Genomic DNA, 25,660 nt, shown 5'->3' on the forward strand with positions numbered 1-25,660 from the left:
GGTCAGGACAGGCAGCCGACGTGCGCGAGGGCCTGCTTGAGGAGGACTCCCTGTCCGCCCGGCATCTCGTTCTGGACGACGGGCGAGGAAGCCTCCTCCGGGCTGAACCAGACCAGGTCGAGAGCGTCCTGCCGGGGGCGGCAGTCGCCGGCCACCGGCACGATGTAGGCGAGCGACACCGCGTGCTGGCGGGGGTCGTGGAAGGGTGTCGTCCCCTGCGTCGGGAAGTACTCCGCGACCGTGAAGGGCTGCGGGGAGGCCGGGACCCGTGGCAGTGCCACCGGGCCGAGGTCCTTCTCCAGATGACGCATGAGGGCGTCCCGGACCCGCTCGTGGTGCAGCACCCGGCCGGAGACGAGGGCGCGGCTCACCGTCCCCTCCGGGCCGATGCGCAGCAGCAGTCCGATGCTGGTCACCTCGCCGTTGTCGTCGACGCGCACCGGCACGGCCTCGACGTAGAGGATCGGCATACGTGCGCGCGCCAGCTCGAGATCGTCGGTACTCAGCCAGCCGGGCGTGGTTTCGGTCGTGTCAGCCATTCGTTGATCGTACTTTCCATGACTCCCGCTTGGTGCGCGCCGCTCCAGGTCAGACCCTCCAAGTCGACCGTGACTCGCACCACTTCCGAGCCGTGGAGCAGGGTCCCCTATCAGCCGCGCGCACCTGTGTGCGAAGCGGGCGTCAGGAGGACTGGCGTACGAAGCGCGCGGTGAGCGTGACGAGAGTCACGGGCCTGATCACCAAGGCCTGCTTCACGGCCATGCCGAACTCCCTGCGGTCCACCGGGACTTCGGCGGTGAGGGTGACGGCGTCCGGCGAGATCTCGGAGGCTTCCGCGGTGAAGGAGACCGCGCTGCTCTTGCCGAGCACCGTCAGCTCGCCGGTGATCTGGGCGGTGCCGTCGCCGACCGGGGTGACGTCGGTGGCGGTGAAGACGAACGAGGGGTGCTTGTCGACGTCGAAGAAGTCCGCGGAGCGCAGGTGCACGTCACGCTTGGTGTTCTTGGTGTCCACGGAGGTGGCGTCGATCGTGATGCTGCCGTGCGCACCGCCCCCGGCGAGCGCCTCGCCTTCGCCGCTGACCTTGGTGAAGGTGCCCTTGACGTTGATGAGGCCCCCCAGCGTCTTGTTCTGGATGTGGACCGACGTGCCGGCCGGGTCGAGCGTCCAGCGGCCCGGACCGACGTCCGTCAGTGAACCGGAGGTGTGGGAGTTCGAAGTGGTGTTGGACATGATCGGTCGGGCCTTTCGTGAGTGATCCGGGGGAATCCGCGGTGATCCAGGCGCAGAGCACTCGCCCTGTTTTCGCCTATCCGCTTGAAGACTCAATATGTTGTCAGCTATTAGGTAGTTAGCGAGATAGTAGCTGGGCGGGGTATCCTCGGCAAGCGGGTCAGGGATGTGGATCGGTGGACGGGAGTCAGTGCATGGGGGAGTCGCAGCAAGCTGCGGGGCGGGTGGAGTGGGCTGCCTCGATGGAGTGCCCCAGCGCAGGTGCGGCCGGGTCCCCCAGCGCCGAGGAGGCGGAACTGCTCCAGCGCTGGAACTCTCTGGCGACCGTATTCCGGGAGCTGTCGGACCAGCTCCTCGGGGACGCGCAACGCGAGATCGGTCTGCCGCCGTCATTGCTCGAAGTGCTGTGCTTCCTGGCCACCACTCCGGAGCAGGCGGCCCCGATGCGACTGGTCGCCCAGACGCTCGGTTTCTCCACGGCCGGGACGACCGGCGTGGTCGACAAGCTGGCCGACGCCGGACTCGTCGAGCGCCGGCCGTCGAGTTCGGACCGCAGGGTGACGTACGCCGCGCTCACGCCGCAGGGCCGCGAGACCGCCACGGCCGCGGCCAGGGTGTTCGCCGACTCGGTGCGCCGCCGCGTGGTGGAACCGCTGGGTGAGAAGGGCTTCGCGTCGTTCACCGGCGCCTTCGCCACGCTGGGGCTCGGGGGCGATCCGTGCACCGGAGGCGCGGTGGCGGGGGACTGCTGACACCAGGCCTCCCGTCGGGCTCGCCGTGCACCGCGGTCACGCGGATCGACCGGGCACTGCGCAGGGCGGAACCATTCGGTGCCCGAGGGCGGGCAGGGCCGATGAGCCGTGCGGCGCCGTTCCACCATGGGCCCCGAGGACACCCCAGGGGCCAATGGGCGAGACGGTCCTTACGCTCACGAGATGCGTGGGCATAGCATCGGTTCCCGCATGAACACGATGACGCTCTGGCACATATCTGTCTGGGAGTTCGCCGCGCTCGCCGCCGCGGCCCTGCTCGTCGGTTTCTCGAAAACCGCCGTCAGCGGGGCCAACACGGTCAGCCTGGCGATCTTCGCCGCCGTGCTGCCCGCCCGCGCCTCGACGGGGGTGCTGCTGCCCATCCTCATCGTCGGGGACGTACTCGCGGTGCTCACCTACCGGCGGCACGCCCACTGGCCCACGCTCTGGCGGCTGTTCCCGGCGGTCGCCGCGGGAGTCGTCCTCGGCACGCTGTTCCTGGTGTGGGCCGACGACGGGGTCGTACGCACCTCGATCGGCGCGATCCTGCTGATGATGGCGGCGGTCACCCTGTGGCGCAGGCGGGCCGCCAAGAAGGACGAGGAACCCGACTCGGTGGCGACGCGCACAGGCCGCGTCAAGGCCCGTTCGTACGGCGTGCTCGGCGGCTTCACCACGATGGTCGCCAACGCCGGCGGCCCCGTGATGTCCATGTACCTCCTGTCGGCGGGCTTCCGGAAGCTCGGCTTCCTGGGCACCTCCGCCTTCTTCTTCCTGATCGTCAATGTGTCGAAGGTGCCGTTCAGCGTGGGCCTCGGCCTGATCGATGGGAAGTCGCTGCTGCTGGACGCGGCGCTGGCGGTCTTCGTGCTGCCGGGGGCCGTCATCGGCAGGTGGGCCGTGCACCGGATCAACCAGCGGCTCTTCGAGCGGCTGGTGATCGCGGCGACGGTGGTGGGCGGGGCGCAGCTGCTGCTGCGCTGACCGGGCGGGCGTCTTCAGTTCGGCAACGACAGACCGTTCAGGAGGACTTCGGCCACGTTCTCGGCGTAGAGCCGGACGCGGGCCTCCTCCGTCGACGTCATCTCCGGGCTCATCAGCGCGGCGAGCGCGATCTGACCGTAGAGCGCGGAGCCACCGGAAGTGAGCAGGAAATAGAAAGTCTCGTAGGGGATTTTCTTGATTCTGCCCTGCTCGTACAGAAGTTCAAAGACGTGGGTGTAGCGAGATTTTATCGGCTCGATGTAGTTGCCGTAGAGATAGTCGAGACGCTCCGTGGCGGCGGCGCCTTCAAGGGTGACAAGGCGAGCAAGATAAGGGCGCGTTGCCGAGTACTCGATGAAATTCCGGATCAGCATTCTCAACCGCACCATGGGGTCGGCCGATTCGTCGTCCGCGGCCACCAGGTAGTCCACGAGGGGGCGGAAAGCCCAGTCGACAGCGGCCTGCCACAGGTTCGCCTTCGAACCGAAGCGCTGATAGAGAAGGTTGCGGCTGACGCCCAGTTCGTCATTAACGGTCCGCAGTGACACACCGTTGTATCCGTGCACCGAGAAAGCCTCGATCGCTGCGGCCATAACCTGGTCGGTCGGGGCGAATTGCGCGTCTTTGGGTGGACGTCCTCGTGGGCGGCTGACGCGGGTCGGATTCTCAGGCATGGCACCAGCTTAGCGGCGCCTCCTCTCCTCCGTGGGGAGGGAGAAGAGGAGGCGGGAACCGGGTGGGGCGGGGCGGATATTCCGTTAGCGCGTGCGCCGGGGGACTACCGCGCGAGCTTGTCGACGGGCTTGAACTTCGCTTCGCCGCCTTCGAGGTTGGTATTGAGGAATGCGTGCCGGTCGCGCCGGTTGACCTGGTCGATCCATCCGGCCACGCCGGTGACGTTCCGGCGCAGGGTCTCGCGCGTCAGGTTCCCGGGCACCCGGGCGAGCGGAGCGAAGCGCCACAGGCCGGGGTCGGGCAGACCCGTCGACCCGTAGCTCTCCTCGCCCAGGTAGAAGCGCGCGTGACCGAGCTGCGCCTTGTAGCGCAGCTTGCCGTAGACCTGGCGCAGTCCCTTCGCGTCCTCCGGGGGCAGGTAGGTGTCCATGAACGACCGGCACAGTTCCCGGGAGTCGTCGTCGATCTTCGGCTCCTCCGAGAGCCCGAGCAACAGGTTCGCCAGGAAGCCATCGGCGACCGTCTCCGGGTACCACGGCGCCTGGACACCCATGAGGTATCCGACGTAGCGCCAGTGATGCATCATGGCCTCGATGTCGGCGTCCGTGGGCCGGTAGCCGAGCAGCTTCAGCTGCATTCCGGGGGCGAACGAGCTGAGCAGCAGGGTCCCGGTCTGCGCGAACTGGCTGATGGGCATGCCCAGCCGGTCCCGGTCCCACTCGGGGTGCGGCAGCAGGGTGTGCCGGATCATCGAGTGCAGGGTGCGTACGAACACCGCGGATCGGCGTCCCGCGGCACCCGGTCGCATGGCCCCGGGCTCGGTGGTGTCCGTCCAGAGCCGGGAGGTCTCGACGAACCGGCCGAACGCCGAGCCGCCGGTGTACGCGCCGGTCAGCGCGAGCGGCTTGGCGACGGTCTCCAGGCCGTACGCGTTGAACGTGGACATTCCGAAGAACGGGTACAGCTCCTTGTACCGCCGGAAGACCTCGGCGCCGTGCTCGACCTTGTCCCAGTCCACCCACTCGGGGTCGGTGTTGATCGAGTCGAACAGCGCCACCAGCTCCGGGGAGGGGTCGTTGACGCTCTTGATGCCGCCGTGCAGGGCCTGCTCGACGTCCTTCCGGGCGCGGGACTTGCCCTTGGGCGAGGCGAAGCAGGCGTCGATGTAGGCGTCGCCGAGCTTGTCCCCGGTGTTCATGGCCCGTCCGAAGGCCGTCGCCAGCTCCTCGGGGACGTCGAGCGGGCGCTTGGCGTAGCGTTCGAGTTGCGCCTTCAGCGCGAGGCCCTTCGGGCTCTTGGCGGTCTCGAAGTACGTGAAGATCTTGGGGATCGCCACTTCGGTGGACTGCGTCATTGATCTCACCGCTTTCAGATGGTGTTGGTGTTTCCCGCGGCCGGTTCGCCCGCCGGTTGGCCTGCCACTTCACTCGCCGGTCGGCCCGCCAGTTCGTCCGCCAGCTCGCGGGCGACGCGGAGGGCGGCCGCATCGTCGGCCAGGGAGGCGTCGCGGCGCATCAGCCCAGTGATGAACGCCGCGCCGCGCACGTCTCCTCGGGGCGGGCCCAGCAGCACATGGGTGTGCGGACTGCCCTCGCCGAGCGAGTAGGTGTAGACCCGTTCCGAGCCGGTCACCCGCGTCACCGCGGCGCTCAACCGGGCGAGCAGCGGGCCGAGTTCGGCGGTCTCGGCGCCGTCCAGACCGGCGAGCCCCTCGGTGTGCCGCAGCGTCTGCACCGCGACCCAGCCGGGCGCCGCCATGGCCGGATGCATGGACACTCCCCAGTGCCCGGTCCGCAGCAGCCAGCCGGGATCCGCGGTATCGAGCACGGCGGCTCGCCGGCAGAGAAGACATGCAGTCATGCCCCCTCCCGCCGGATCCCGGTGTTCGGAGGGGCGATGGTGCTGGTCAGCGTGCCGATCCTGGCGAGCGTGACCGACACCACGTCGCCCGCCGCCAGGAACCGCCCGTCCGCGATGCCGGTCCCTCCCGGGGTCCCGGTGAGGATCACGTCACCGGCTTCCAGGGTCAGGAAGGAGCTGACGTACGCGAGGAGTTGAGGGACCGAGAAGATGAGCTCGGCCGTCGAAGAACGCTGGCGTACTTCGCCGTTGACCTCGGTGGTGAGGTCCAGCGCGTCGTGCAGGCGCAGTTCGTCGGCCGTGAGCAGGGCGGGCCCGAGCGGCTTGAAGCCGTCGAAGCCCTTGGCGAGGGCCGGGCTGGCCATCGGCAGGGCCGGATTGTCACCGGACTGGACATCGCGCGCCGAGAGGTCGTTGGCGACCGTCCCTCCCGCGACGAAGTCCCAGGCGTCCGCCTCCGGGATATCGCGGCCGTCCCGCCCGATCACGACGGCCAGTTCGCCCTCGTAGTCGACCCGCTTCGGCGCGGACTCCGGCAGGTGGACGACGGTGTCCGGGGAGGTGACGGCGGAGCCGGGGATCAGGTGGAAGCGGGGGAGGGCGGGCAGCGGGCTGCCCGTCTCGGCAGCGTGGTCACGGTAGTTGAGGCCGATGACGACGATCTTGCCGGGCCGCCCCACCGGGGGTGCGAAGGTGGCGTGCTCCCGGCTGATCTCCTCGCGGACCCGCAGGCCCGCCACTTCGGCGAGCCGGCCCTCGACGATGAAGTCCTCCAGCGATCGGCCGTGGGCGTCGAGGAGTCGCAGTCCCTCGGGACCGACCCGCGCGATGCCGTCGCCGGTCTGTGCGAGCAGCATGATGTTCTCCGTTCCTCAGCTCGTGAGTTCCCGAGCGCCCCGGTGACTCGCCGACCGGCCGATGACCTGGTCCACCAGCGCGTCGGGATCCGCCGGGCAGACGTCACCGCGCCAGGCGACGATGCCGTCGGGGCGTACGAGAGCGATGGCGCACCCGTACACCTCGCGCGCCCCGTCGGCGCCGACCCATTCCTCATCGAGGGGGATTCCCCGGGTCCGGAACGCCTGGGCCAGATCCCCGCTGTCCACGGCGGGGGCGATGTTCAGCAGGGCGAAGCGCCCGCGGAAGAGGTCGAGCACCGAGCTCCCGTCGGCCGGCGCGACATGCGGGGCACGATGCCCGGGGCGCGCCGTCGGCACGTACTCCTCCGGGTCGGCGGGGGGCTCCGGCGTCCCGTCCGGGACGATGAGCGGCGACTGCGGGTAACGCACGCCGAGTTGGACGCCGAGTGAGCGCCACTCGGTCTGCCGGGTGGCCACGATGCGCTCACCGGCCCGGTCCCGCGCCTCCTTCCGTGCCGGGTCGTCCAGCGCCGGGTCGGGCAGGATCGCGTTGTCCGCGCGGTAGTTGTGCCAGGCACGGCGGACCATGCGCTCGGCGTGCGGCCGGCGCTCGGCGGTGTACGTGTCGAGCAGGGCGTCCGGAGCCCAGCCCCGCAGCACGCCCTCCAACTTCCAGCCGAGGTTGGCCACATCGCCGAGACCGGTGTTCATCCCGTGCCCGCCCGAGGGCCACATGCGGTGCGCGGAGTCGCCCGCCAGCAGCACATGACCGGACCGGAAGGACTCGGCGACCACCGCGTCGCCGCTCCACTCCCGGGAGTCGAGCACCTCGACCTCACCGGCCGCGCAGTCGAGCGCCTCGGCTACGGTGGCACGCACCTCGGCGGCAGCGGGCGACTCCCCGTCGGCCAGCGGATAGGTGACGCGCCACAGATCGTCGCCGTCGAGCGAACCCAGAATCATCCGGCGGGGATTGACCAGGTAGTACTGCACGGCCGGGGCATGCGGAACGCGTTCGCGCAGCCCGGGGAGGTTCACGAAGGCACCCTGCCAGCGGGCCCGGACATCGGCCGAGTCCCGCAGCGACTCGATACCCAGGGCCTTGCGGACCGGCGAGGCCGCACCGTCGCACGCCACCAGGTAGCGCGCCCGCACGGTCCTGCGGCCGTACGCCTGCGAGGAGAGCCGCACGGTCACGCCGTGCGTCCCGTCGTCGAACGCGTCGCACGTCCACCGGTAACGCAGGTCCACCGTGGGTTCGGCGGCGGCGCGTTCCCGAAGGGCGAGGTCGAACCAGAACTTTGGCCACCACACGCCCCCTTCGGGGCTCAGTCCGTGCGTGGTAGCGCGCCGGTCCGCATTGCAGGGACGCGGGAAACGCGCCAGTTCGTACGTCGTCATGCGCGAGACGAAGGAGATGTCACGCCGCGCGTCGGCGGGGAATCCGCTGTGCTGCACCTCGTCGGCGATGCCCCACCGGCGCAGCAGTTCCATGGAGACGGTGTCGATGGACTCCGCCGTCGGATAGCGGACCACGCCGTCCTCGCGCTCGACGAGGAGCACGGACAGCCGTCGGGAGCCCAGCTCGATGGCGGTCGCGATCCCCACCGGACCGCCGCCCACGATCACCACGTCGTACGCGGTGTTGTCCAAGAGATCGCCGGTTGTGCCCGGCGCGGAGGTGAGTCTCATCGTTCCCAGATCGATTCGCTCAGGTCCCGGCCGGACTTGGCGGCCTTGGCCAGCAGTTCCGGGTCGAGCGGGAAGCCGTTGGGGTTGGACTTGAACGCATCGGTCGCCATGAACGCCCGCATCTCGTCCCGCGAGGAGAAGTTCAGCGCGGACAGTTCGACCTTGTTCCTGTCCGGGTCCCGGTAGTAGAAGCTCGTGCCAGGTCCGTGGTTGGACGCCTCGATGGGGAGATGGCCGCCGTCCTTGAGCGTGCCGTACAGGTCCACCAGCGCCTCGATGGACGGCGTACGCAGCTGGAAGTGGTGCAGACCACGGGATGAGGGGCCGGAGCCGATGTCCTCGCACTCGAAGACGGCGATGCGCTGGGTGTAAGGCGGATCGAAGTAGAAGTCGAGGAAGCAGATGCGGGACGGCTCGTCCGGGTCGTCCGAGGGAGGCGGCGTCATCTCCACGGTGCGTGGCTGATTCAGGAGCAGCGAGTAGAAATCACAGAGGCGGTCGTATTCGGTCGTCCGCAGAACGACCTCGGACAGACGAATCCCTGACATGTCTTTCGTCCTTGCTTGAGGGAGAGCGGCTCGGTCGGGTCGGTCGGTTCAGTGGATGAGGACGGCCTTGACGGCGGTCCCCGAACGCACCTCGTCGACGGCCTTGTTGATGTCGTCCAGTGCGTAGGTGCGGATCATGGCCTCCAGAGGAAAGCGGCCCTTGCCATGGAGGTCGAGGATGCGGGGCACGAGCACCGCCGGGGCCTGGTGCCCGACGATCGAACCGCTCACGGTCCGTCCTTCGAGGAGCGCGAACGCGCTGGTCCGCAGGTCCGCGTCGGGAGCGACGCCGAGGATCGCCGCACTTCCCAGCGGGGCGAGCGCGGCCACGGCCTGCGACATCACCTCGGGTACGCCGGTGGACTCCACGCTGAACTCGACGCCCGCGCCGCCGGTGAGCTCCTGTACCCCTTCGACGGCGAGGCCGTCCGTGGCGTCGATGACGTCGGTCGCGCCGAGGTGGGCGGCGAGGTCGAGCCGCGAGGCGTGCGGGTCGGTCACGATGATCCGCGCGGCGCCGGCCGCCGCGGCCGCCATGACCGCGCTCAGCCCGACGGCCCCGGCCCCGAAGACGGCCACCGTGCTGCCCGGCGAGACCTTCAACTGGTTCCAGACCGCCCCGGCGCCGGTGATGATGCCGCACCCGAGGGGAGCGAGCACATGATCGGGTACGTCCGTCCCGCCGACCTTGATCAGGCTGCTGGGGCGGCACAAACCGTACCCGGCGAAGGACGACTGCCCGAAGAAGTGGTCGTGCACCGGCTCGCCCGCACAGTCGTGCAGCCCGACGGTGCCGTCGGCGCGCTGGGCACCGAAGTTCAGCGGGAAGTGGAGGGGGCAGTACGCGGGCTGTCCGCTCAGACAGTTCCGGCAGCTGCCGCAGAAGCTGAAGCCGGCCACCACCCGGTCGCCGGGCCCGAACCCGGTGACGGCGGAGCCGACCGCCTCGACGACACCGGCTCCCTCGTGCCCGGCGACGACCGGGAGAGGGGTCGGCATACGTCCGGCCGCCACCTCCAGATCCGTATGGCACAGCCCTGCCGCGGTGAAGCGCACCAGCACCTCGTCCGGGCGGGGATCGCCGATGCTCAGCTCCTCCAGCACGAAGGGTTCGTCGCTGTCGGGCCGGCAGACCGCCGCTTTCACGCTGCTCATGGCGAGTTTCACGCTGCTCATGGCGAGCCTTTCGGAGAATGCGGCCGGTTCATCGGAGCGTGACCGGCCGGAGTTCGGGGAAGTGCGGCCCGACCAGCGGCGTTCCCGTGGCGCGCAGCGTCTCCAGCCAGAGCGCCCGGGTCGCCGCCGCGGCCGGTGCGTCCCAGTCGAAACCGCAGCGCCAGTGCGGGTGGTCCAGCGCCGCCGGGTGGTGGAACAGGTCACCGACGAGGGCGAGGCTCTGCCCCTGTGACTCGATCAGTGCGACCGAGGCGCCCGGCGTGTGGCCCGGCGCGTGTACGAGACGCAGCCAGTCGTACGGCGAGACGGTGTCGCCTTCCCACAGCACGGCGATGTCGTGCAGCGGAGCGACCTTGGCGCGTACGGCGTCGTCGGCTTTCCCGTCCACGAAGTGCTTCCAGTCGTCGGCGTGGATGTGATGCCTGGCCTGGGGAAACGTGGTGATGCCCGCGGTGGAGGCCCAGCCCACGTGGTCGATGTGGAGATGGCTGAGCACCACGTCGGTCACGGAGTCGAGTGGGCAGTCCAGCTTGTCCAGCCGCTCCGGCAGGAGTTCGCAGAGCGGGGGCAGCTCGCCGTCGGGCAGCAGCTGCGGGGCGAGCCCGCCGCCCAGGTCGAAGACGACGCGATGCCCGCGCCGGTCGGTGGCCAGGAACCCGCCGAACGGGATCTGAAGCATCCCGTGCCGGTCGAGGACGCCGGGAAGCGCCTGCCACACGGACAACGGCACGTCCGGGTAGAGCAGGTTCGGCGGCATCGGTATGACGCCGTCGGTGAGGGGTTCGACAGTCACATCACCTATCTGCATGCCTCGACCGTAGCCATTAAAGTGTCGAGCGTCAATTTATTAACGTTGTCTTTGCAGGCCTAGGGCGCCAGATGATCGTAGTAATGCCATTTAAATTGACGAGCAACAGTTTGCTGCCTAGGGTTGGGGAACACACCCCGGAGCAGAGGAGCCGTGTCATGGCTGGTCAACGGATCGATGTCCACACTCATGGCGTGTCGGACGAAGCGATGATGGCGATCGCGGGCCGGGGTTTTCGGCCGACCGGCGGATACCGCATCTCGGTGCGCTGGACGCCCGAGGCCGCGCTCGCCTACATGGACCGGCAGGAGATCGCCGCCCAGCTCATGTCCCTGCCGATGTCGTTCGCGGGGGCGGACGACGACCCGGACTTCGGGACGCGCCTGGCGCGGCTGATCAACGAAGGGCACGCCGAGCTGATCGCGAAGCACCCCGGCCGCTTCGGAGCCTTCGCGACGCTGCCGGCGGATGGCCCCGACGAGGCGCTGGCGGAAGTCACGTACGCGCTGGACGAGTTGGGGCTCGACGGAGTGGTGCTGACCTCGAACGTGCTGGGGCGCTACTTCGGCGATCCGTCCCTCGAACCCGTACTGGCGGAGTTGGCGCGGCGCGAGGTACCGGTCTTCGTCCACCCGGAGGACTGCCCGTACATCGAGGTCCTCGGCTTCGGCCGGCCGAGCTCGATCGTCGAGTTCCCCTTCGACACCGCGCGCACCATCACCAACGCGCTCTACACCGGTGTCTTCCTGCGGCATCCCGGGCTGAAGCTGATCCTGGCGCATTGCGGAGGGGCGCTGCCCACGCTCGGCTGGCGGATCGGCGAGCACACGGTGATGGGCCGGGGGCCGGACGACGCCGACATCGGCCCTGCCCATGTGGCGGAGGTCCTGCGCGGGCTCTACTACGACACCGCGCTGGCCGGGAGCCGCAACTCCCTGCTGCCGACGCTCGAAGTGACCTCCGCCGACCACATCCTGTTCGGCACCGACTGGCCGGCAGCCCCGGAGCCCACGGTCGTCCGCAACATCGACAACCTCACGGGCTTCGACGGCTTCACCGAGGGGGAACTGCGCGGTGTGGAGCGCGACAACGCGCTGAGGTTGTTCCCCCGCTTCGCCTGACAGCCCTCACGTCCCGCGCTTTGCCTGACAGCCCTCACCTCCCGCGCTTTGCCTGACCGGCCGACCGCGTCGGAGAGCGGCGTGCCCCGTACGCTCGACCCCATGTCCCCCCACGTCCTGGTCCTCGGCGGCACCACCGAGGCGCGAGAACTCGCCGCCCGGCTGGCGGCGTGCCCCGGAGTGCGGGTGACCATGTCGCTGGCGGGGCGCGTATCCCGGCCCGGAGCGCTCGATGGCGAGGTGCGGATCGGGGGATTCGGCGGGGCGGACGGTCTGGCCCGGTGGCTGCACGAGCATCGGGTGGACGCCGTGGCGGACGCGACGCACCCGTTCGCGACGGGCATCACGGCGAACGCGGCTCGGGCCGCGGCGGCGACCGGAGTTCCGGTCGTGGTGCTGCGCCGCCCCGGCTGGCGCCCCGGCCCCGGCGACCGCTGGCACTCGGCGGCCTCCCTGGCCGAAGCCGCCGCGCTGCTCCCGGAGTTGGGCCGCCGCGTCTTCCTCACCACGGGCCGCCTGGGCCTCGCCGCCTTCGCGGAGCTGTCCGAACTGCACTTTCTCGTACGGTCGGTGGAGCCGCCCGAACCGCCATTGCCCCCGGACGTCGAGGTGCTGCTGGCGCGCGGTCCGTTCACGGTGGACGGCGAGAGAACCCTGCTGCGCGAGCATCGCATCGAGGTCCTGGTCACCAAGGACAGCGGGGGAGGGGCGACGGCGGCGAAGCTGGCGGCCGCACGTGACCTCGGGCTCCCGGTGGTCGTCGTACGCCGCCCGCCCCTTCCGGACGGCGTGAGCGCGGTCCCGGACGTCGCGTCGGTCCTGGCCCGGCTGGACCTCGGCGCACGCTGAGGGGCGCGTCAGCCGGGTGTGCCGGCAGCCGACTCCAGCTGCCGGCCGGACGGCAGGCCATTGGACAGGTCCTCGACCAGCAGACGCTTGGCGATGGAGTCGACGGCGGCGCGCAGGTCCTCGCCCGACGGGCGGCCGATGTCCTGCTCCACACGCTGGGCGAGCCAGCTGCCCCACGCCTTGCCGAGGACCTGCGCCTCCCGTTCACCCGCCGCGGTGTGCGAGATGAGTGAGCCCTCGCGGGTGAGGTAGCCCTCCTCGACCATACGGTCGAAGACCGGTACCAGGACCTCCGGGGGCAGTCGTCGCCGGGCGGCGATCAGCCCGAGACTCGCATGGCCGACCATCCGGGTGAACAGCTCCACCTGCATCACGGCCCACGCCCCGGCCACGTCGAGGCGGGTGTCGGAATCCGTGACGATCCGGCGCGCGGTGTCCAGCTCCGTACCGCCGATGATCTTTCCGACGGCGGCTTCCAGGACCCGCTGTGAATCGGCGCTGGACGGGGACGCGAAGCCCTCACCCATGTCGGTCGAGCCCATGCGTGCGCTGTCGCGTAGCTGCACCTGTTTGAGGAAGAGGGCCACGATGAAGCCGAGGACCGCGACCGGGACCGTCCAGAGGAAGACGGTCTGGAGCGTGTCCGCGTACGCCTTGATGATGGGTTCGGCCGCCGCCGACGGCAGTCTCTTCAACCCTTCCGGGCTCTGCGAGGCTTGGGCGATCGTGGCCGGATCCGCGGCGCCGGTGCGGGCGGCCGCCGCGACCCCCTCGGTGAGGTTCGGCTTCAGGGAGTTGGTGTAGATCGTGCCGAAGACGGCTGTCCCGAAAGAGCTGCCCAGCGTACGGAAGAAGGTGACGCCGGAGGTCGCGGTGCCGAGGTCGGCGTAGAGCACGGTGTTCTGCACGGCGATCGTCAGCACCTGCATGGACAGGCCGATCCCGGCGCCGAGCACGAACATGTACAGCGACGCCAGCCAGGTGCTCGTGTCCGGTCCCATCAGCGAGAGCAGATAGAGCCCCACCGCCATCACCAGCGAGCCGACGATGGGGAAGATCCGGTACTGGCCCGTCTTGCTGACCACATTGCCGCTGAAGACGGAAGCGATGAGCAGGCCGATGACCATGGGCAGCGTACGGACGCCGGAGACCGTGGCCGAGTCGCCGTCGACGTACTGCAGATACGTCGGCAGGAACGTCATCGCGCCGAGCATCGCGAAGCCCACGATGAAGCTGAGGATCGAGCAGACCGTGAAGACGGGGTTGGCGAACAGGCGCATCGGCAGGGTCGGTTGGGCCGCGCGGGTCTCGGCCCAGCAGAACAGCCCGAGCGCTGCCACACCGCCCACGAACAGGCCGATGATCATGCCCGAACCCCACGCGTACTCGTTGCCGCCCCAACTGGTCGCCAGGATCAGGGCGCTGGCACCGATCGCGACGAACGCGATGCCCAGATAGTCGATGACGGGGCGGACCACCGACTTCACGACGGGAATGGTGCGGGCCGCGGCGATGACCACGACGATCGCGATCGGCACGTTGACGTAGAAGGCCCAGCGCCAGGTCAGATGGTCCGTGAACAGACCGCCGAGCAGCGGCCCGATGACGGTGGCCACACCGAAGACGGCACCGATCGCGCCCTGGTACTTGCCGCGCTCCCGCAGTGGAATGACATCCGCGATCAGGGCCATGGCGGTGACCATCAGACCGCCCGCGCCGATGCCCTGGACCGCCCGCCAGAGGATCAGCATCGTCATGTTCGGCGAGAGGCCGCACAGGAAGGAACCGCTGATGAAGATGATCGCCGAGGCCTGGAAGACCACCTTGCGGCCGAACAGGTCACCGAACTTGCCGACCAGCACCGTGGCGACGGTCTCCGCCAGCAGGTACGCCGTCACCACCCACGACATGTGCGCCGCGCCGCCGAGATCCGACACGATCGTCGGCAGGGCGGTGCCCACGATCGTCTGGTCCAGGGCGGCGAGGAGCATGCCCAGCATGATCGTCACGAAGACGACATTGCGGCGCCGCTTGTCCAGCACCGGCGGTGCGGCCGCCTCCGCGGCGGGCGGCACGGTTTCCTCGGTGGTCGTCACATTCGTCACTTTCACACCGGAGTGCGCCATGTGCATGCGGGACGACCCGCCCGGCGTACGGGCCCAGCCCCTGCCGAGCGTGCTACCCCTTCGGATGTCTGCGCAGCAGGTATGTGTCCATGATCCATCCCTTGCGCTCCCGGGCCTCGGCGCGCAGACGCTCGATGCGGGGTGCCGCCTCGGCTATGGGGCCCGAGGCGAGGATTTCGTCGGGAGTGCCTATGTAGGCGCCCCAGTAGATGTCGATGTCCTCGTCGGCGTACTGCCGGAAGGCCTGATGGGCGTCGAGCATGACGACCACGTCGTCGACGCCGTCCGGGAAGCCCTCCGCGAGGCGGCGGCCGGTGGTGATCTGGACGGGCCGGGCGACCCGGTTGAGGCCCGTACGGTGCCGGGCGACCAGCGCGGACACACTACTGATCCCGGGCACGACGTCGTACGTGAACGACACCGCGCCCCGCTCCAGGATCTCCTCCAGGATCCCGAGCGTGCTGTCGTACAGCGAGGGATCGCCCCACACCAGGAACGCGCCGCTCTCCTGCTCGCCCAGCTCCTCGGAGATCAGGCGCTGGTAGATCCCGGCGCGGGCGCTGCGCCAGTCCCCGACCGCCGGCGAGTACGCCGCGCCCCCGGCGGACCGGTCGCGGTCCGGGTCGCGCGCCTCGACCAGCCGGTACGTCCCCTCGGGTAGGTGCGCGTCGAGGATGTCACGGCGCAGCTGGACGAGGTCGGCCTTCACCTCGCCCTTGTCCAGGATGAAGAACACGTCGGTGTCCCTCAGCGCCTTGACCGCCTGAAGCGTGAGCTGGTCGGGGTCACCCGCCCCGATCCCGATGACATGAATCTTTCGCACACCCAGAGTCTGCCGCACACCACTGACAGTGGCTCCACCGCACCCGGAGAAGGGAGGGCGCACGGGGAGGGCGCACGGGGAGGGCGCACGGATTCGTCACGCTCGGTGTCCACGCAGTCGCGGCGCCCAGGCCGTCGCGCTGATCGCCGTACCGTCCCGCTCGACGGTTCCCGCCAACTCCCTTGCCCAGACGCCCAGCTCAGCGATCCCCATCCCGTAGGGACGTGCCCGGTCGGTCCCCGAAGCCCACTCCTCCACCGCCCCGGCCCCGCGCCGCAGCAGCCGCGCACCGCCCGTCGTGTTGCCCCTGGCCGCGTGCGTGAGCCCCACGGCGAGCTGGGCGAGCCCCCGCCACAGCGCACGCTCCTCCTCGGGGCCCGCCTTCCAGGCATCCTCGAAGACCTCGTGCGCGTGGAACGGTTTTCCGCCGTCCAGCAGCACCTGCGCCTCGGCGACGGTCTCCTCGGGCCTGCGTACGAGGCCCTCCGGCTGCCGTTCCACCCCAGCCGCGCCGTACGGCAACGGCCGCCCCAGTCCGTCACGCGGCCGGGCGTTCCGCGCCCGCCCGTCCGGGTCCCGGTCCCGCCCGCCGCCCTGCCGAACCTCAGATGCCCCGCTCATACCCTGATTGTCGCGCGCTTGCGCAATTAACGGAGCAGCCCCTGGGGTGGGGTAAAGTTCTGTTCGCACGATCACGCGGGTCACCGTGGGTCGAACGCATCGGGACGTGGCGCAGCTTGGTAGCGCACTTGACTGGGGGTCAAGGGGTCGCAGGTTCAAATCCTGTCGTCCCGACGGTGCGAAGGGTCTTCGCAGGCGAGAGCCTGTGGGGGCCCTTTTCGTGTAGGGCGTTTGGGGCCTTCGGGGTCTTCGGGGTCTTCGGGGTTCCGCGCGCTGCGCTATCGCTCGGGTTTGGGCGTGCGCGCCATGAGCATGTCGGCCGCCGCCCCGACCGTGGAGTGTCCGTCGATGACGGATGCCACCACCTCTGTGATGGGCATCTCGACGCCGTGGCCGCGGGCCAGCTGGAGGATCGCCCGGCAGGACTTGACTCCCTCGGCGGTCTGGCTGGTGGCAAGGGCCGCCTCCGCGACGGTGAGGCCCTGGCCCAGGTGCTCGCCGAAGGTTCTGTTGCGGGACAGCGGCGAGGAGCACGTGGCCATGAGGTCGCCTGCGCCGGCGAGCCCGGAGAACGTCAGCGGGTCGGCGCCGAGGGCCGTTCCCAGGCGGGCGGTCTCGGCCAGGCCGCGGGTGATGAGCAGCGCTTTCGCGTTGTCGCCGAGGCCCATGCCGGTCGCGAGGCCCACCGCCAGGGCGATCACGTTCTTCACGGCGCCGCCGAGTTCGCAGCCGACGACGTCGGTGGCGGTGTAGGGCCGGAAGTACGAGGTGTGGCAGGCGGCCTGGATGTACTTGGCGGCGGTCTCGTCGCGGCAGGCGATGACGGAGGCGGCGGGTTGGTGCGCGGCGATCTCCCGGGCGAGGTTCGGGCCGGAGATGACCGCGACTCGCTCGTCGGGAATGCCGGTGACCTCGGTGATCACCTGGCTCATGCGAAGTCCCGAGTGTGTCTCGACGCCTTTCATGAGGCTGATCACCACGGCGTGCGGTTCGATGAGCGGGGCCCAGACGGCGAGGTTGTCGCGGAGTGTCTGGGCGGGGATCGAAAGGATCACGAGGTCGGCGTCACTGAGGGCTTCTGCGGGGTCTGTGGTGGCGCGCAGCGTGTCCGGGAGGACGGCGCCCGGCAGATAGGCGGGGTTCTCGTGGCGCGTGTCGATCGCGTCGGCGACTTCGGAGCGCCGGGCGTGCACGAGGACTCCGTTGCCCGCGTCGGCGAACACGGCCGCCATGGTCGTACCCCACGAGCCCGCCGAGAACATCGCGACGCGAGCCATCTGCTTGTTCTCCTTCTGCGGCAGTACCCGGCACCCTATCCGGCGACCAGGGGGCGGGGACCGACGCTGAGGGTGACGACGATGGCCTCGCGCCCGGCTTACGTGGTGAACGGCCACCGGTGTTCGTCCGGACGTGCGCGCGGCCTACGTGGTGAACGGCCACCCGCCTTCGTCCGTACCCCTCGTCGAATACGACCGTCCGCGCGTGCGGACGGAAGCAGTCCCGAGACGGAGAGGCGACGTGCCGCAGCAGCAATCGCGAGGACATACCGGCCGCAACCTGGCACGCGGCGCCGCACTCGTCGGCAGCCTGGCCCTTCTCCCGCTGGTCACGGCCTGCGGCGGCGGCGAGGACGACGCCGCGGCGGACCGTGGGCAGGCGGAGATCGCCGCACCCTCGGCCGCGGTCGTGGCGCCGGCCAAGGTCGAGGTGATCGCCAACCTGACCGGGTGCAAGGTGCAGATCCGCACCGAGGCGGACGAACTGCGGGTCGGTGTCTGCCACACCGAGAACGCGGACTACGCCATCACGACCTTCCCCGAGGAGAAGTACAAGCTGACGTGGCTGGACACCGCCGGCGTGTACGGGGGCAAGTACCTCGTCGGCACGCGCTGGGTCGTCACCGCGCCCGAGGAGATGCTCGAGCCGTTCCGCACGAAGCTCGGCGGAACCATTCAGCAACTGCGTGGCATGGGCCCCACCCCGAGTTCGTCGTAGCTTGCGAACATCCACGCCGTACGTCGCTGACCTGCGCATCGTGATCAAGCCGATATTGACAGCGGTACTGATCACTACGGAAGGTGCATGTTCGGACGACTGGGGTGGGAACGTGGAACGGCGGCAGTACGACGTGGAACGGCGGCAGTACGCAGAGCGGTGCTCGGAGCTTTTCGCGGTGGGTGGATTCGCCGCTGTGAGGACAACCGCGGAGGCAGGGCTCGAGGAGTGCGGGCCGGATCCCGTTCTCTTCCGCTGGCTCGGGCAGGCACACGCCGCGGAGGACGAGGACGACCACGACGCCGAGGCCGAGGCCGCGTATCGCCAGGGCCTCGCGCTCGCGCCGGACGATCTCGGGCTCCTGGTGTCGTATCTGGAGCTGAGCCTCCGCGCCGACGCCTTCGCCTACTCGGGGCGTGCAGCCCGTGCGGTGCCCTTGCAGGCCAGGATCGAGGAGTTGGCGCCGCCCGGGTCGCCCGAACGTGAGCGCGTCGATGCCGCCACCGGCTGGGCCGGACGCGGCTACTGGGACGACGTGAAGTCAAGTGCCGTTCAGGGGCAGGCTCATCAGGAAGCCGTCGCGGAACAGAGCGTGCTGGTCACCGAGGCGCTGCGGCGAGCCGCCCGCGGAGAGTCCGACGCGGGTGACGGAGAAGACCTCAAGGCCGCCGAACTGGCCGCGGCCGTCGAGCTCTTGCAGGGGCCCCGAAACGCACCGCTGCGCCTGCTGCTGGCCCATCGGGTCGCGGCGTATGTGCTGACGTTCATCCTGTCGTTCAGCCTGAACAAGACGCTGGTGTGGAGCGGAGTGGTGGACTTCAGCATGTGGGGCTGGTTGTTCTGGATCCCGTTGCTCGCCGCGGAAGGCAAGCTCCGCGAGGCCAAGAGGCTGGGACGGGAGCGCGTCATCGCGCGCATACAGCAGCGCCACGAGGAGACGAACACGGTCTGACCGCCGGGCCGTCGGTCGCAAATGCGTGGGAGGGCGCCCTCGTTGACAGTGGCCGCCCGAGTCGCGTCACCAGTGCCCCACGGGTCGCACCGGCCGCGTCACCAGGCAGGAGAGGAAGATCACGCCAGGTGACGCGGTCTTGGCCATGCACGCGACACACGGTACCGTCGGTCCGTTATCGACGACGGCGAGACGGAAGCCGGTGAGAGTCCGGCACGGTCGCGCCACTGTAAATGGGACGCCCATCGAGGTACTCCCTGAGTCAGACCCGTGGCCGTCGTCATGTGCACCACCGAGATGGGACGCGAACTCCCAGAGGAGGCCCTGCCATGGCGCAGCACGTCGCCCAGCCGACAACCAACACCCCTGTCATTCCGGCCAAGTTGCCGCTCAAGGACATCGCCCCCTGGGCGATCTTCTTCGGCGTTCTGATGCTGGTCCTGTTGTACTTCGTCGGCGCTGAGCAGGGCGCCACCTCCGTCGTCTCCGGCGAGGAAGTCCACGAGTGGGTGCACGACGCCCGCCATCTCCTCGGCTTCCCCTGCCACTGACGAAGGACGCCGCGCACCTCATGAACTCCGCAGCAGTAAGAAACCTTCTCGTGCGGGGCATGCTCGCCGGCCTCGGTGCCGGCGTGCTCGCCCTGATCGTCGCCTACTTCCTCGGTGAGCCGAGCGTCGACAGCGCGATCAGCTTCGAGGAGGCCCATGCCTCGGGCCACGAGCACGAGGTCGAACTCGTCTCCCGCAGCCTCCAGTCCACCGCCGGCCTCGCCACCGGTGTGCTGATCTACGGGGTCGCCTTCGGCGGCATCGCCGCCCTCGCCTTCTGCTTCGCGCTCGGCCGCGTGGGCCGTTTCGGTGCGCGGGCGACGGCGCTGCTCCTGTCGGGGAGCGCGCTGCTCGCCGTGTACGTCGTGCCGTTCCTCAAGTACCCGGCCAACCCGCCCGCGGTCGGCAACGGCGACACCATCGGCAAGCGGACCACCCTGTACCTGCTGATGATGGTGCTCAGCGTGCTCCTCGCCATCGCCGCCACCATCCTGGGTAAGCGGCTCGCCCCGAAGGTGGGCACCTGGTACGCCACCGTCTCGGCGGTGGCCGCCTTCGCCGTCGCGATCGGACTGGCGTACGCGTTCCTGCCCGTCATCAACGAGGTGCCGGCCGACTTCCCGGCCACCGTGCTGTGGCGCTTCCGCGTCTCGGCGCTGGCGATACAGATCACCCTGTGGGGTGGCTTCGGTCTGGTGTTCGGCGAACTGGCCGAGCGGTTGCTCCACCCCAAGCCTGCGACGGCCACGGCGGGACGACCGGTCGCCGCCCCCCACTGACATGACCACATGACCCGCCACACGAGCCAGGGCCCACGGAACCATCCGGGGGCCCTCTCGCGTACCGCCCACCCGGAGATAGAGACAGCAGTCGAGGGCGAGGGCGAGGACTGTCCGCGCCGCGCGATAGCGCCCTTGTTACGTCGCCACCGGGAGCCCGACGCCTGCGGCAACCGGAATCCGGCAGCCGCTAGTCCTTGCCGCCGAAGGTCCTGAGAATGCGCTCGGCGGCGAGTGTGGCCGTCAACTCGCCGTCCCTGACCTGCTGTTCGAGGGCAGGTGTGAGGGCTCGTACGGCCGGATCGGCGTGCAGACGGCCCAGGAGTTCGTCGCGGACCATCGTCCAGGTCCAGTCGACCTGCTGGTCACGGCGTTTGGCGGCGAGCCGGCCGGACGAGTCGAGGAGCGTGCGGTGCTGTTCCAGGCGGTCCCAGACGGTGTCCAGGCCGGCCGACTCGCGGGCGCTGCAACTCAGTACGGGCGGCGTCCAGGCCGCGTCCCTGCCGTGCATGAGCCGGAGCGCGCCCGCCAACTCCCGTGCGGCTGCCTGCGCGTCGCGTTCGTGCGGTCCGTCCGCCTTGTTGACGGCGATCACGTCGGCCAGTTCGAGGACGCCCTTCTTGATGCCCTGGAGCTGGTCGCCGGTGCGGGCGAGGGTCAGCAGGAGGAAGGAGTCGACCATGTTCGCCACGGCCGTCTCGGACTGACCGACACCGACCGTCTCCACCAGCACCACGTCGTAGCCCGCGGCTTCCATCACCACGATCGACTCACGCGTCGCCTTGGCGACCCCACCCAGCGTGCCGGCGGTGGGGGAGGGCCGGATGAAGGCCGCCGGGTCGACGGCCAGGCGCTCCATCCTCGTCTTGTCGCCCAGGATCGAACCGCCCGTACGGCTGGAGGACGGGTCCACCGCCAGCACCGCCACCCGGTGGCCGAGCGCGGTCAGCATCGTGCCGAAGGCGTCGATGAACGTCGACTTGCCCACGCCCGGTACGCCGCTGACGCCGATCCGCCGCGCCCGGCCGCTGTGCGGGAGCAGCTCGGTCAGCAACTCCTGGGCGAGCGCCCGGTGCTGGGGCCGGGTGGACTCGACGAGGGTGACGGCGCGCGCGATGAGCGCGCGCTTCCCGTCGAGTACGCCCTTGACGTAGGTGTCGAGCTCGATCACAGGTCGTGCCCGAGATCGGCCGAGAGCCGCTGGACGAGGTCGTGGGCCGCGTCCGGGATCACCGTCCCGGGCGGGAACACGGCGGCCGCCCCCATCTCCAGCAGGGTCGGCACGTCCTGCGGCGGGATCACCCCGCCCACGACGATCATGATGTCCGCGCGGCCCTCCGCCGCCAGCTCCTCCCGAAGCGCCGGTACGAGGGTGAGATGGCCGGCGGCCAGCGAGGACACCCCGACGATGTGTACGTCCGCCTCGACGGCCTGGCGGGCCACCTCGCCCGGGGTCTGGAACAGCGGGCCGACGTCCACGTCGAAGCCGAGGTCGGCGAAGGCGGTGGCGATCACCTTCTGGCCGCGGTCGTGACCGTCCTGGCCCATCTTGGCGACCAGGATGCGCGGGCGGCGCCCCTCGGCCTCCCCGAAGGCGTCCACGAGCGTGCGTGTGCGGTCCACGGACGGGGACTCGCCGGCTTCGTTGCGGTACACACCGGAGATCGTACGGATCTGGCCCGCGTGCCGCCCGTACACCTTTTCCAGGGCGTCGGAGATCTCCCCGACGGTGGCCATGGCGCGCGCCGCGTTCACCGCCAGCTCCAGCAGGTTGCCCTCGCCGCCGGCCGCCCGCGTCAACGCCTCCAGCGAGTCCTGGCAGACCCGCTCGTCGCGCTCCGCCCGCAGCCGCCGCAACTTCTCGATCTGCTGCGTCCGTACGGAGGAGTTGTCGACCTTGAGGACATCGATCTTCTCGTCCGTCTCCACCCGGTACTTGTTGACGCCGATGACCGGCTGGCGCCCCGAGTCGATCCGGGCCTGGGTGCGGGCCGCCGCCTCCTCGATGCGCAGCTTGGGGATGCCCGCGTCGATGGCCTTGGCCATACCACCCGCCGCCTCGACCTCCTCGATGTGCTGCCAGGCCCGCCGGGCGAGGTCGTACGTCAGCTTCTCCACGTACGCGCTGCCGCCCCAGGGATCGATCACCCGGGTGGTGCCCGACTCCTGCTGGATCAGCAGCTGTGTGTTGCGGGCGATGCGCGCCGAGAAGTCGGTGGGCAGGGCGAGTGCCTCGTCCAGGGCGTTGGTGTGCAGCGACTGGGTGTGGCCCTGGGTGGCCGCCATCGCCTCCACACACGTACGCGTGACGTTGTTGAAGACGTCCTGCGCCGTCAGCGACCAGCCGGAGGTCTGTGAATGGGTGCGCAGGGAAAGGGACTTGGCGTTCTGCGGGTCGAACTGCCTGACCAGTTTCGCCCACAGCAGTCGCGCCGCCCGCATCTTGGCGATCTCCATGAAGAAGTTCATGCCGATCGCCCAGAAGAAGGACAGCCGGGGCGCGAACGCGTCTACATCCAGGCCGGCTTCGCGCCCCGCCCTGATGTACTCCACACCGTCCGCGAGCGTGTACGCCAGCTCCAGGTCGGCCGTCGCGCCGGCCTCCTGGATGTGATAGCCCGAGATCGAGATGGAGTTGTACCGCGGCATCCGCTGCGAGGTGAAGGCGAAGATGTCGGAGATGATCCGCATCGACGGCTTCGGCGGATAGATGTACGTGTTGCGGACCATGAACTCTTTGAGGATGTCGTTCTGGATGGTCCCGGCCAACTTCTCGGGCGGTACGCCCTGTTCCTCCGCCGCCACGATGTAGAGGGCGAGTACGGGGAGCACGGCGCCGTTCATCGTCATCGACACGGTCATCTTGTCCAGCGGGATGCCGTCGAAGAGCTGCCGCATGTCGTAGATGGAGTCGATGGCCACGCCCGCCATGCCGACGTCGCCGGTCACGCGCGGGTGGTCGCTGTCGTAGCCGCGGTGGGTGGGCAGGTCGAAGGCGACCGACAGACCCTTCTGGCCCGCCGCGAGGTTGCGCCGGTAGAAGGCGTTGGACTCCTCGGCCGTGGAGAATCCCGCGTACTGGCGGATCGTCCAGGGCTGGTTGACGTACATCGTCGGGTACGGCCCGCGCAGATACGGGGCCATGCCCGGATACGTGTCCAGGAAGTCCAGGCCCTCCAGGTCGCTTCCGGTGTACAGCGGCTTGACCGCGATGCCTTCGGGGGTCTCCCAGAACGCCTCGTCGCCACCGAGCGCCTTGCGCCACTCGTCGGTGCTGCCGTCAGCGGTGGGCGTCCCCAGTTCGATTCCGGAGAAGTCGGGGATTCCCATCAGGACACTCCCATACGGTCGAGGGTGGCGGAGAGCACGGCGACGGCGTCGCAGCCCGCGAAGACGTACGCGTCGACATCGGTGTACTGCCCCGGCCGGCCAGCCAGGAACACATGCCGGGCGCCCGCGGCCCTGAGGGTCTGGGCCGTGCTCCCGGCCCTCTCCTCGTAGAGCGCGTCGCTGGAGCACAGGCAGACCTCGGTGGCGCCGCTGTCCTCGAAGGCGCCCTCCGAGACGGACTCGATGCCGCCGGCCTGGAACAGGTTGGCGGCGAACGTCGTCCGGGCGGTGTGGGCCGCGGCGGGCCCGATGGCCGCCAGGTACACCCGCGGCCGGGTTCCGGTGGCGGCGAGGTGGGCGTCGGAGCGGGCGCGCAGAGCTTCGTACGCCTCGTCGCGCCGTACGCGGGGGAGACCTCCGGACGGCGGCTCGGGGGCGGGCTCGCGCTGCACCAGGCGCTCGGCGAGATTCGGGAACTCGCTGACGCCGGTGATGGGTTCGCGCCGCTTGGCCAGCTTCGCGCTGCGCGCCGCCCAGGTGGTCGCGAGGTCCTGGCCGAGACGGCCCGAGCGCAGGGCGGCCGCCTGGCCACCCGTGCGCTCGATCTCCTGGAAGAACTCCCAGCCCGCGTGGGCGAGTTCGTCCGTCAGCCGTTCCACGTACCAGGAGCCGCCCGCCGGGTCGATCACCCGCGCCAGATGCGACTCCTCGACCAGGATCGTCGAGGTGTTGCGGGCGATACGGCGCGCGAACGCGTCCGGCAGGCCCAGCGCGTGATCGAAGGGCAGCACGGTGACGGCGTCGGCGCCGCCGACCCCGGCGGCGAGCGTGGCGACGGTCGTGCGCAGCATGTTCACCCACGGGTCGCGGCGCGACATCATCACCGGCGAGGTCACCGCGTGCTGCACCTGTGCGCCCGCGCCCCGCGCGCCGCACACCTCGGCGACCCGGGCCCACAGCCGGCGGGCCGCGCGGAGCTTGGCGATGGTCAGGAACTGGTCGGCGGTGGCCGCGTACCGGAACGCCAGCTGGCCACCGGCTTGTTCGGCGGTCAGTCCCGCCTCGGTGAGCGCCCGCAGATACGCGACACCCGTCGCCAGCGAGGCGCCCAACTCCTGCGCGGCCGATCCGCCGGCCTCGTGAAACGGCAGGGCATCCACGGTCAGCGCCCGCAGTCCCGGATACTCCTCGGCACACAGTCGCGCGAGAGTGGCGGCCGGCGCGAAGTCCAACTCCTCGCCCGTACGGGCCTCGTGGCCCAGCGGGTCCGCGCCGAGACTGCCACGCGCCGCGTCCTTGGCGACGCCCCGCTCCTCGTACAGCCGCAGCAACTCCCGCGCCGCGGACTCGACTTCACGTCCGGCGTCGAGGGCGACGGGCGCCAGGTCGAGGTAGACGCCGTCGAGTGTGCTGCCGAGGGAGGACACGGGGATCCCGTTCTCGCCGACGATCAGCCAGAGCGAGGTGACGCCGTTCTCCAGGTCCCCGAGCACCGCACTGCTGGCGGGCGACGAGTGCTGTTGCCGTACGTCCCAGCCACCGACCGTGCTTCCCTCGGGCCGGCCGCCTCGTACGAAGGGCGCGAACCCGGGAAAGCCGGGATCTGGAGCCTCGTCGTGTGCCGTGTACAGCGGCCGGGTGGTGAGTCCGTCCTCCAGTGGGGTGGACAGCGCGGCCTCGGCCGCCGCTCCCGAGACGTCCTTGCCTGACTTGCGCAGCACGCCTTCCACGAGACTCTGCCACTGCTCATGGGACGCGGAAGGGAACTCGGCGGCGAGCGATAGCCCGTCGTTGGGCAGGACTGTCATGCTCGGATGCTAGGTCAGATCGCTTGAGAGGGAGCAGAGGCCGAGGCTGTGACCTTGCCCTCGCTCGATCTGTGACCCCGGTCTCACTGATCATGACCGGTGCGGCGTCGGCCGGAC

At 69.9% G+C, this 25,660-nt stretch carries 25 protein-coding genes, 1 tRNA gene and 1 riboswitch; of the genes, 9 read left to right on the plus strand and 17 right to left on the minus strand.

Features of this window, described 5'->3' with window-relative positions; all coding sequences use genetic code 11:
• Nucleotides 1-2 precede the first annotated feature (2 nt).
• Nucleotides 3-539 carry an NUDIX hydrolase family protein gene (locus tag ACIPC1_RS09515; protein WP_384382832.1) on the minus strand — a complete coding sequence of 179 codons (537 nt, stop codon included), beginning with the start codon at nucleotides 537-539 and terminating at the stop codon, nucleotides 3-5.
• Nucleotides 540-681: 142 nt separating this feature from the next.
• Nucleotides 682-1,233 (minus strand): YceI family protein, encoded by a 552-nt coding sequence (locus ACIPC1_RS09520; RefSeq protein WP_402514960.1) that lies wholly within the window; start codon nucleotides 1,231-1,233, stop codon nucleotides 682-684.
• A gap of 194 nt (nucleotides 1,234-1,427) precedes the next feature.
• Between ACIPC1_RS09520 and ACIPC1_RS09525 the strand changes: the two genes are divergently transcribed.
• On the plus strand, nucleotides 1,428-1,985 hold the full coding sequence (locus ACIPC1_RS09525) for a MarR family winged helix-turn-helix transcriptional regulator (protein ID WP_402514962.1): 558 nt from the start codon (nucleotides 1,428-1,430) through the stop codon (nucleotides 1,983-1,985).
• A gap of 210 nt (nucleotides 1,986-2,195) precedes the next feature.
• The gene (locus tag ACIPC1_RS09530; protein WP_402516262.1) at nucleotides 2,196-2,969 is read left to right on the plus strand and encodes a sulfite exporter TauE/SafE family protein; all 774 of its coding nucleotides are present in this window, start codon (nucleotides 2,196-2,198) and stop codon (nucleotides 2,967-2,969) included.
• A gap of 14 nt (nucleotides 2,970-2,983) precedes the next feature.
• On the opposite strand, the gene ACIPC1_RS09535 is transcribed toward ACIPC1_RS09530, so the two are convergent.
• The 8 genes from ACIPC1_RS09535 to ACIPC1_RS09570 form a co-directional block, all read right to left on the minus strand.
• Complete coding sequence (locus ACIPC1_RS09535) at nucleotides 2,984-3,643, minus strand: TetR/AcrR family transcriptional regulator (RefSeq protein ID WP_402514964.1); 660 nt, start codon at nucleotides 3,641-3,643, stop codon at nucleotides 2,984-2,986.
• 104 nt (nucleotides 3,644-3,747) lie between these two features.
• Nucleotides 3,748-4,998 carry an oxygenase MpaB family protein gene (locus tag ACIPC1_RS09540; protein ID WP_402514965.1) on the minus strand — a complete coding sequence of 417 codons (1,251 nt, stop codon included), beginning with the start codon at nucleotides 4,996-4,998 and terminating at the stop codon, nucleotides 3,748-3,750.
• A 14-nt stretch (nucleotides 4,999-5,012) separates the two neighbouring features.
• Entirely contained in the window at nucleotides 5,013-5,504 is a 492-nt protein-coding gene (locus ACIPC1_RS09545) for a hypothetical protein (protein ID WP_402514967.1), read from the minus strand.
• A complete protein-coding gene (locus ACIPC1_RS09550) occupies nucleotides 5,501-6,361 on the minus strand; it encodes a fumarylacetoacetate hydrolase family protein (RefSeq protein ID WP_402514968.1) in 861 nt (286 codons plus the stop codon). The genes ACIPC1_RS09545 and ACIPC1_RS09550 overlap by 4 nt, the downstream gene beginning before the upstream one ends.
• Before the next feature lie 15 nt (nucleotides 6,362-6,376).
• Nucleotides 6,377-8,056, minus strand: coding sequence for an FAD-dependent monooxygenase (locus ACIPC1_RS09555; protein ID WP_402514970.1), 1,680 nt, complete (start codon nucleotides 8,054-8,056; stop codon nucleotides 6,377-6,379).
• Nucleotides 8,053-8,604, minus strand: a complete 552-nt coding sequence (locus tag ACIPC1_RS09560; protein ID WP_402514972.1) for a VOC family protein — start codon at nucleotides 8,602-8,604, stop codon at nucleotides 8,053-8,055. The genes ACIPC1_RS09555 and ACIPC1_RS09560 overlap by 4 nt, the downstream gene beginning before the upstream one ends.
• Nucleotides 8,605-8,652: 48 nt before the next feature.
• Nucleotides 8,653-9,780 carry an NAD(P)-dependent alcohol dehydrogenase gene (locus ACIPC1_RS09565; protein ID WP_402514975.1) on the minus strand — a complete coding sequence of 376 codons (1,128 nt, stop codon included), beginning with the start codon at nucleotides 9,778-9,780 and terminating at the stop codon, nucleotides 8,653-8,655.
• Nucleotides 9,781-9,808: 28 nt separating this feature from the next.
• Nucleotides 9,809-10,588 (minus strand): MBL fold metallo-hydrolase, encoded by a 780-nt coding sequence (locus ACIPC1_RS09570; protein ID WP_402514977.1) that lies wholly within the window; start codon nucleotides 10,586-10,588, stop codon nucleotides 9,809-9,811.
• A 158-nt stretch (nucleotides 10,589-10,746) separates the two neighbouring features.
• On the opposite strand from ACIPC1_RS09570, the gene ACIPC1_RS09575 reads away from it, so the two are divergent.
• Nucleotides 10,747-11,709 carry an amidohydrolase family protein gene (locus tag ACIPC1_RS09575; RefSeq protein ID WP_402514979.1) on the plus strand — a complete coding sequence of 321 codons (963 nt, stop codon included), beginning with the start codon at nucleotides 10,747-10,749 and terminating at the stop codon, nucleotides 11,707-11,709.
• A gap of 102 nt (nucleotides 11,710-11,811) precedes the next feature.
• On the plus strand, nucleotides 11,812-12,558 hold the full coding sequence (locus ACIPC1_RS09580; RefSeq protein WP_402514980.1) for a cobalt-precorrin-6A reductase: 747 nt from the start codon (nucleotides 11,812-11,814) through the stop codon (nucleotides 12,556-12,558).
• A gap of 8 nt (nucleotides 12,559-12,566) precedes the next feature.
• Here ACIPC1_RS09580 and ACIPC1_RS09585 read toward each other — a convergent pair whose 3' ends face one another.
• The 3 genes from ACIPC1_RS09585 to ACIPC1_RS09595 all read right to left on the minus strand — a co-directional run bounded on the left by ACIPC1_RS09585 (nucleotide 12,567) and on the right by ACIPC1_RS09595 (nucleotide 16,128).
• Nucleotides 12,567-14,654: an MDR family MFS transporter gene (locus ACIPC1_RS09585; RefSeq protein WP_402514983.1), complete on the minus strand. Its 2,088-nt coding sequence runs from the start codon at nucleotides 14,652-14,654 to the stop codon at nucleotides 12,567-12,569.
• 82 nt (nucleotides 14,655-14,736) lie between these two features.
• A complete protein-coding gene (gene cobF, locus ACIPC1_RS09590) occupies nucleotides 14,737-15,507 on the minus strand; it encodes a precorrin-6A synthase (deacetylating) (RefSeq protein ID WP_402514984.1) in 771 nt (256 codons plus the stop codon).
• A gap of 96 nt (nucleotides 15,508-15,603) precedes the next feature.
• Nucleotides 15,604-16,128: a DUF309 domain-containing protein gene (locus ACIPC1_RS09595; RefSeq protein ID WP_402514987.1), complete on the minus strand. Its 525-nt coding sequence runs from the start codon at nucleotides 16,126-16,128 to the stop codon at nucleotides 15,604-15,606.
• Between the two features lie 100 nt (nucleotides 16,129-16,228).
• Here ACIPC1_RS09595 and ACIPC1_RS09600 point away from each other — a divergent pair.
• Nucleotides 16,229-16,302 (plus strand) — tRNA-Pro (locus ACIPC1_RS09600).
• 104 nt (nucleotides 16,303-16,406) lie between these two features.
• Here ACIPC1_RS09600 and ACIPC1_RS09605 read toward each other — a convergent pair.
• A complete protein-coding gene (locus ACIPC1_RS09605) occupies nucleotides 16,407-17,405 on the minus strand; it encodes an NAD(P)H-dependent glycerol-3-phosphate dehydrogenase (protein WP_402514990.1) in 999 nt (332 codons plus the stop codon).
• Between the two features lie 241 nt (nucleotides 17,406-17,646).
• Between ACIPC1_RS09605 and ACIPC1_RS09610 the strand changes: the two genes are divergently transcribed.
• The 4 genes from ACIPC1_RS09610 to ACIPC1_RS09625 all read left to right on the plus strand — a co-directional run bounded on the left by ACIPC1_RS09610 (nucleotide 17,647) and on the right by ACIPC1_RS09625 (nucleotide 20,405).
• Nucleotides 17,647-18,123, plus strand: a complete 477-nt coding sequence (locus ACIPC1_RS09610; RefSeq protein ID WP_402514992.1) for a hypothetical protein — start codon at nucleotides 17,647-17,649, stop codon at nucleotides 18,121-18,123.
• A 196-nt stretch (nucleotides 18,124-18,319) separates the two neighbouring features.
• Nucleotides 18,320-19,075 carry a hypothetical protein gene (locus ACIPC1_RS09615; protein WP_402514995.1) on the plus strand — a complete coding sequence of 252 codons (756 nt, stop codon included), beginning with the start codon at nucleotides 18,320-18,322 and terminating at the stop codon, nucleotides 19,073-19,075.
• A gap of 151 nt (nucleotides 19,076-19,226) precedes the next feature.
• Nucleotides 19,227-19,369, plus strand: a riboswitch (cobalamin riboswitch).
• Nucleotides 19,370-19,404: 35 nt separating this feature from the next.
• Nucleotides 19,405-19,626: a CbtB domain-containing protein gene (locus ACIPC1_RS09620; protein WP_402514997.1), complete on the plus strand. Its 222-nt coding sequence runs from the start codon at nucleotides 19,405-19,407 to the stop codon at nucleotides 19,624-19,626.
• A 20-nt stretch (nucleotides 19,627-19,646) separates the two neighbouring features.
• A complete protein-coding gene (locus ACIPC1_RS09625) occupies nucleotides 19,647-20,405 on the plus strand; it encodes a CbtA family protein (protein ID WP_402514999.1) in 759 nt (252 codons plus the stop codon).
• Between the two features lie 190 nt (nucleotides 20,406-20,595).
• Here the strand turns inward: ACIPC1_RS09625 and meaB are convergent, their stop codons facing one another.
• The 3 genes from meaB to ACIPC1_RS09640 are packed head-to-tail and all read right to left on the minus strand — an operon-like array spanning nucleotide 20,596 to nucleotide 25,543.
• Nucleotides 20,596-21,576 carry a methylmalonyl Co-A mutase-associated GTPase MeaB gene (gene meaB / locus ACIPC1_RS09630; protein WP_402515001.1) on the minus strand — a complete coding sequence of 327 codons (981 nt, stop codon included), beginning with the start codon at nucleotides 21,574-21,576 and terminating at the stop codon, nucleotides 20,596-20,598.
• Nucleotides 21,573-23,735 (minus strand): methylmalonyl-CoA mutase, encoded by a 2,163-nt coding sequence (gene scpA, locus ACIPC1_RS09635; protein WP_402515002.1) that lies wholly within the window; start codon nucleotides 23,733-23,735, stop codon nucleotides 21,573-21,575. The genes meaB and scpA overlap by 4 nt, the downstream gene beginning before the upstream one ends.
• A complete protein-coding gene (locus tag ACIPC1_RS09640; protein WP_402515004.1) occupies nucleotides 23,735-25,543 on the minus strand; it encodes a methylmalonyl-CoA mutase family protein in 1,809 nt (602 codons plus the stop codon). The genes scpA and ACIPC1_RS09640 overlap by 1 nt, the downstream gene beginning before the upstream one ends.
• Nucleotides 25,544-25,660: the final 117 nt, after the last annotated feature.

The sequence above is a fragment of the Streptomyces sp. NPDC087263 genome (genome assembly GCF_044744645.1).
Taxonomy (GTDB): domain Bacteria; phylum Actinomycetota; class Actinomycetes; order Streptomycetales; family Streptomycetaceae; genus Streptomyces.